The organism is Argonema antarcticum A004/B2 (assembly GCF_023333585.1).
In the GTDB taxonomy this organism is placed as follows: domain Bacteria; phylum Cyanobacteriota; class Cyanobacteriia; order Cyanobacteriales; family Aerosakkonemataceae; genus Argonema; species Argonema antarcticum.
Map to the genome: position 1 here is coordinate 51,715 of NZ_JAIQZN010000042.1, position 6,294 is coordinate 58,008.

Genomic DNA, 6,294 nt, shown 5'->3' on the forward strand with positions numbered 1-6,294 from the left:
TTCCGACGAGTTAAATCCTAACTATTACCCATTGATTCACTATCCAAAATTTCTCGAATTCTCTGCCTAAACAACCGCACTGCACTTCTCTGTCCAATTGTCCGACTTTGTTCGATGAAACTGGGAATTTCAGTAATTGGTAGAAAGGGAAATGCTAAACTGCGATCGCACTGTTCGTATCCTCCCTCAACTCTTTGATAAACCAAAAGCGTTTTTTTAGTGTATCGCCACAGTTCGGGAACGCCTAAAGCGGAATAAAGGGTTTGTTTATTAACAGAAGAACTGGTGTAATCTGATTCTACTGCTAAATCTGGTGGCGGATCTTCTGGTAAGTTAATTTTCCTCCCCCTCACCAATCCTTCATTCTGAATATAAAAACAAGTGTCTGGTTCCACAGCACGAGTTAAGTCTTCTCGGTCTAGGGTTAAAGACCCTAACTTTCTCACTTCGATACCGAGTTCGTCTGCAATTGCTTCGACAAAACTTTCTATCAAACCTTTGGGTTCTTCGTGTTCTTCTAGTGGCATTCTAATTTCCAATACTCCTCGATCGTAAGCAATTCTCCAAGCGCGATCGTCTCCTACTTCTGCCATCAATTTTTTGTAGGTTTCCCAGCTAACGCCTTTCATCACCACTCTGGTTTCTTTGACGTCTGCGGGAACGGGTTGTTCGACTAAAGTTTTGTCTGTTGTTACCATATCGACTACCCTACTTATTCTTTTAGATAGTTTGCTCTCCTGTTTCTGATTCAGGAATTAGACACCACAGGACTAGAAACCCGGTTTCTTGGTAGATCTTTAAGTGTGAAACCCACTATTTTTCAGACAAACCGGGTTTATTGGCCTAATTGCTATGATTTTAGCCGATCGATCGCATCCTGAAACTCTGCCAAAGATCCGATTGTAACTGCTTGCCTGTGCAAGGTTTTCAGTTGTTCGACATCCTCAATTTGATTAATTTCCTGCACCAATTCCCCAGGTAGATCTTCAAATCGAATCTGGAGGACATCAATTATATCCTCCCGACCCTTTTCTATCATTCCTTCTTCGCGAGCTAAACGCTCAATACTGGTAACGTAACGCATTTTATTTGTCTCCTCGTAACTATTTATTTCTTGTCGGAACTCAGTGGTCAGTGGTCATTGGTCATTGGTCAGTTGTCAGTTGTCAGTTGTCAGTTGTCAGTTGTCAGTTGTCAGTTGTCAGTTGTCAGTTGTCAGTTGTCAGTTGTCATTAATTATTTTTTGACTTTTGACTTTTGACTTTTGACTTTTGACTTTTCTAGCCCCTCTTCCCTCTTCCGATGATTTTGCTGAGAACAAAGTAAAGCATGACTGCGGCAATGAAGCCGTTAATTGGCTTAATGCCGGGATAGAAATAAGCGATCGCGCACGCGAGCGGATAGGTAATAATACCAGCCCAGTTAAACGCGGGTTGCCGTGCTTCTGGGGAAGGAAACTGCCCCCGATGCACCAGCCAGTAATCGGACACGATCGCGCCGCCTAGAGGTGGAATGAAAGTACCGAGCAGTTTTAGATAAGGAAGCAGCATAATATAAATGCCACCCCAAGCTAGAACTAACGCTACTGTCGCACCGCCCAAAGCAAAAATAATCCACTTATTAATGCGGAATATTTGAGATCCTGCCACAGAGAAAGCGTCAATGGTGTTAGCTTGCGTTGTCCACATATTGAGTAACAACAACAACAAACCCCAAAATAGCAATCCCTCCTGCGCTAGAGCCTGCACAACATCTTCGTTGGCGTAAAGCAGGGAACTGAAGGCCCCGCAGATGATAAAAAAGCCATTGACAAAGAAAAAGGCAGCTAAGGTCGTAATTAGAGTCGTGCTTCCTGTCTTGGTAAGGTGACGATTGTTGGTGGCTTGAGTAGCGTTTGAAATCAAGGTGCCGACGACGATTGTCAATGCTTCGCCCCACGCTAATTGTTGTGTTGGTTGAATTGCTTGCAAACCCTCAAAACCGCCTAATTTGCTCATGGCGATCGCTAAAATCCAGAACATCAGGAAAAGCATTGTGGAAACGGCAAAGCGGCTAAGCCAATCTATAAACCGATAACCAAAATAGGCGGTAGCGCAGCATAAATAGGTACAAACCAGAATAGTCAGCCAATTCAAGTAAACAGGCACATCCATCAACTTATTTAGCGAATCGGCAATTAGGGCTGAACCCCAGCCATACCAGCTAATTTGGATAAAACTCAGGATGAAGTCAACCCAGCGCGAACCGACATTACCGAAACTGAACCGGGCCATGAGGACTGTGCTGAGTCCGCTTTTGGCGGCAATGTAACTGAGTCCGGCGGTGTAGCTACCCAGAATTAAGTTACCCAGAATAATCAAGCCAACCAGATCGGGCCAAAAGCGAAATGCTGGGCTAACCAAACCTCCCGCAAACAATGTGCCACAGGAAAGGGTAAAACCGATTAGCAAAGGTGCCAGCGATCGCATGGACTTACGCGCATTCGCACGAACGGCACTCAGGGTGTAGTCTTCACTGACTGGCGTGAGTGTACTAAACTCTGGTTCTGATGTTGTATTCATAAAGCTTTGACATAGTTATTTTGAGCGCAATTGCATTAGATTCTGAGTAGAGAATTCTATCACAGTAATGTCAGCACTTAAAGCCTTACGCTTTAAATGAGATATAGCAACTTTAGGGCGATTAAGGCAACTCCAACTGTTACCTTTAGTCCATAATCCCTTACTTCGTCAAGCTTTTTCCTCTTCCCTCTTCCCTAGTCCCTAGCCCCTAGTCCCTAGCTATATATAGCAGTTGCCAAGGCGATTAGGACAGTATTAAAGGCGCAAAGCAAGGCTGGGACTCTGTTTGTACTAAAGCCGAAGCACTTTGCTATACGAACTCTCCCGGTGCGCGGTTACCTACAGACTTCCCAAACAACTTCTGGAAAGCTTTGTAGGAAAGCTTATAAATGATTGCTGGGTCGTAAGTTTCTAGATACGACTTAAGTTTTAAATCGAAAAAAGTTTAGAAATATACCTATCTAGTTAAAAATCAAAGCGAACAAAAACGCCTTGAAAACTTTTTGGTGTGGTTATATCTCTAGTCGTACTCAATTGTAGGTCGTGGCGATCGCATACTGTCAGCACAGTTAATCAGCTTATGGTTGGATAAACAACCACATTTTCAGCAGCTTTTGAGAAGTGCGTAGAAATACATCTAAAGAAATACTTAAAAATAAGCCGTAGGGTCAATGCAGAAAATTTGTCATCCACCTTAAGGTTAAAAAGTTCCTTTTAAAGGTGCCTTGATTATTCTAAGCGAGAGAGGTTGATGTTGAATCTAACACGCTTCCAGATTAAGCGCTACGGCGTAGCGGTGGTGGCTGTTGTGCTGGCGCTGCTGCTGATGCTGCTGCTAGACCCCTGGTTAGCGATCGCAAAAACCCCTTTTCTACTGTTTTTTGGCGCTGTAATGGTAAGCGCCTGGTATGGTGGTCTGGGGCCTGGACTGCTAGCCACCTTTTTGTCCGCTCTGCTTAGCTCTTACTTCTTTTTATCTCCCACCTATTCCCTGGATCTCGATCTGAGCAGCCGCACGCTGTTGCTCCTGTTCGTGTTACAGGGAATACTTGTCAGCATACTGTGTAAGCAGCTACAAACTACCAATCGGCGACTAGCAGCGAACCTGATCAAGCTAAAGGCAAGTGAGGAACGGTATCGTCGCCTCGTGGATACCGCCAACGAAGGCATCTGGACAATAAATGCAGAAGGACAGATAGACTACGTTAATCGGCGGATGGCTGAAATGCTAGGTTATAGCGTCGAAGAAATACTCGATCGCCATATTTTGAAGTTTATGGACGAAGTTTCCCGCAGCTTATGGCAACCTAAGCATGACGTCATAGCGCAAAATCACTTGCGATTTCGTCGCAAAGATGGTACAAATCTTGAGGCAATAGTCTCTACAAATCCAATTCTGACCGAAAAGGGAAAGTTCCTGGGCACACTCGCGACGATCGCAGATGTGACGGAGCGCAAGCAAGCAGAAGAGGCGCTGCGGGAGAGTCAACAGCTCTTTGAGAGTTTCATGAGCAACAGCCCAACAACTGCCTATATCAAAGACGAAAATGGCAGCTTCATCTACGTCAACCGACGATGTGAGCGTCTGTTTAATAGAAAGCTAGCTGATTGGGTAGGAAAGACAGATTTCGACTTATTTCCAGCAGAGGCAGCAAAGCAGTGGCGCGATAATGACTTAGCTGTCCTCACTATGGGTAAAACGGTAGAGGTGCTGGAGACTGTTCCCCATGATGATGGGGAACATTATTGGATGTCCTTCAAGTTCCCCCTGGAACAAGCCTCTGGGCGAAAGCTTCTAGCAGGAATGTCGCTGGATATCACCTCTAGCAAGCGTGCGGAAGCGGCACTGCGCCAAAGCGAGGAACGCTACCGCACTCTGGTAGCGGCGCTAACCTCAGTGGTGTGGACAACAGACGCTGAAGGCGCATTCATTACCCCGCAGCCTTCTTGGTCAGCGTACACGGGTCAAAGCTGGCCGGAACAGGCCGGATGGGGCTGGGCCCAAGCACTACACCCAGACGATCGCGAACAGGTGAAGGAGGTCTGGACGCGATCGCTGCTTCACAGGACAATATACGAATCGGAGGCACGAATTTGGCACGCCAAGAGCGGAAAGTATCGTTATTATGTAGCTCGCGCCGTGCCGCTGCTGAACCCGGACGGTACGGTGCGCGAGTGGGTGGGAACGATTACAGATATAGACGATCGCAAAAACGCTGAAGCAGAAATCAAACAGCTCACCGAAACTCTTGAATTGCGAGTTCAAGAACGTACATCACAATTGGAAGCAGCCAACAAAGAACTTGAATCCTTCTCCTACTCAGTCTCCCACGACCTGCGTGCGCCACTTCGCCATATTAGCGGTTTCGTAGACTTACTCCAGAAACGGATCGGCTCAACAAAAACTTTAGATGAAACCAGTCACCGTTATCTAAAAACCATAGCGGAAACTTCTAAAAAAGCAGGAATGCTGATCGATGACTTGTTAGCTTTTTCCCGCATGGGTAGCACAGAAATGCGCTACACATTTATTGATATGAATCAACTGGCTCGAGAAGTTCAACGCGACATGGAGATGGAAATTAACGGACGCACCATTATTTGGCAATTTGAGAAATTACCTGAAGTACAGGGCGACCTTTCTATGTTGCGCCTGGTATGGCAGAATTTGATTGGCAATGCTGTCAAATACACCCAGACACGCGCTCAAGCTGAAATTCAAATTGACAGCACCAGTAACGAACATGAGGTCGTCTTCTTCATCAGGGATAATGGCGTAGGATTTGATATGCGATACTTACACAAACTTTTCGGCGTGTTTCAACGCCTGCACAGTGTCGAACAGTTTGAGGGAACTGGCATCGGACTAGCCAACGTCCGGCGAATTATCCATCGTCATAGAGGTCGAACCTGGGCAGAAGGCGCAGAAGAAGAAGGTGCTACCTTTTACTTTTCATTGCCTAAGCTTCCAGACAAGGAGGCAAAATGGAATTAAAGCGAATTCTGCTAGTTGAAGACAGTCCGCACGATGTCGAGTTAACCTTGGCAGCACTGGCTGAAAATCATCTAGCAAACGAAGTCGTGGTAGTGCGCGACGGCGAAGAAGCGCTAGATTATCTTTATCGACGCGGTATTTTTAAGCTGCGGATGGAAGGCAATCCTGTTGTAGTGTTGCTCGATTTGAAATTGCCCAAAGTCGATGGACTAGAAGTTCTAGCACAATTAAAGTCTGATTCTGGTTTGAGAAAAGTTCCAGTAGTGATGCTGACTTCTTCACGGGAGGAACAAGATCTGATCGTAAGCTACGATTTAGGAGTGAATGCTTATGTGGTAAAACCAGTAGATTTCCATGAATTTGTCAGCGTTATCAAGGAAGTAGGGCTTTTCTGGGCTGTGGTAAATCAGCCGCCACCCGGTTCCTTGCCTCCCATAGCCAGCGGTCAGCAAGTAAGAGCGTGAACTACCCAAACTAAATCGAAGCGATTATAGTGTGGGCTTCTAACATCACAGAAGAATGCCTCAGAACGGACTTGCGTCCAATCTTTGGTCTTACTCCCCCTCCGTTAGCAAAAACGGCTGTTCCATCCGTCTGTAGTATTCTGATGCCTTCCGCTCTAATATTTGTGGCGGCATTACCATCACGGTCGTGACGAATTCCGCAATTAGGACAAGTCCACTCCCTAACATCAAGCGGTAACTTATCAATCTGGTAATAGCAATTAGAGCAGAGCTT

General features: G+C 45.9%; 7 protein-coding genes. 3 read left to right on the forward strand and 4 right to left on the reverse strand.

Features of this window, described 5'->3' with window-relative positions:
• Window positions 1-17: 17 nt before the first annotated feature.
• Together LAY57_RS18530 and LAY57_RS18535 are read right to left on the reverse strand one after the other, a co-directional pair.
• Window positions 18-698 carry a Uma2 family endonuclease gene (locus tag LAY57_RS18530; protein WP_249068295.1) on the reverse strand — a complete coding sequence of 227 codons (681 nt, stop codon included), beginning with the start codon at window positions 696-698 and terminating at the stop codon, window positions 18-20.
• 152 nt (window positions 699-850) lie between these two features.
• Complete coding sequence (locus LAY57_RS18535; protein WP_249068296.1) at window positions 851-1,084, reverse strand: hypothetical protein; 234 nt, start codon at window positions 1,082-1,084, stop codon at window positions 851-853.
• Between the two features lie 5 nt (window positions 1,085-1,089).
• Here LAY57_RS18535 and LAY57_RS18540 point away from each other — a divergent pair, with 5 nt between their 5' ends.
• Window positions 1,090-1,236, forward strand: coding sequence for a hypothetical protein (locus tag LAY57_RS18540; RefSeq protein ID WP_249068297.1), 147 nt, complete (start codon window positions 1,090-1,092; stop codon window positions 1,234-1,236).
• A gap of 44 nt (window positions 1,237-1,280) precedes the next feature.
• On the opposite strand, the gene codB is transcribed toward LAY57_RS18540, so the two are convergent.
• Complete coding sequence (gene codB / locus LAY57_RS18545) at window positions 1,281-2,561, reverse strand: cytosine permease (protein ID WP_249068298.1); 1,281 nt, start codon at window positions 2,559-2,561, stop codon at window positions 1,281-1,283.
• Window positions 2,562-3,312: 751 nt separating this feature from the next.
• Here codB and LAY57_RS18550 point away from each other — a divergent pair.
• Window positions 3,313-5,556, forward strand: coding sequence for a PAS domain S-box protein (locus LAY57_RS18550; RefSeq protein ID WP_249068299.1), 2,244 nt, complete (start codon window positions 3,313-3,315; stop codon window positions 5,554-5,556).
• The gene (locus tag LAY57_RS18555; RefSeq protein WP_249068300.1) at window positions 5,547-6,020 is read left to right on the forward strand and encodes a response regulator; all 474 of its coding nucleotides are present in this window, start codon (window positions 5,547-5,549) and stop codon (window positions 6,018-6,020) included. The genes LAY57_RS18550 and LAY57_RS18555 overlap by 10 nt, the downstream gene beginning before the upstream one ends.
• A 10-nt stretch (window positions 6,021-6,030) precedes the next feature.
• Here LAY57_RS18555 and LAY57_RS18560 read toward each other — a convergent pair.
• Window positions 6,031-6,294, reverse strand: a 264-nt coding sequence (locus tag LAY57_RS18560; protein ID WP_249068301.1) for a zinc ribbon domain-containing protein, incomplete at its 5' end; no start/stop codon positions are given.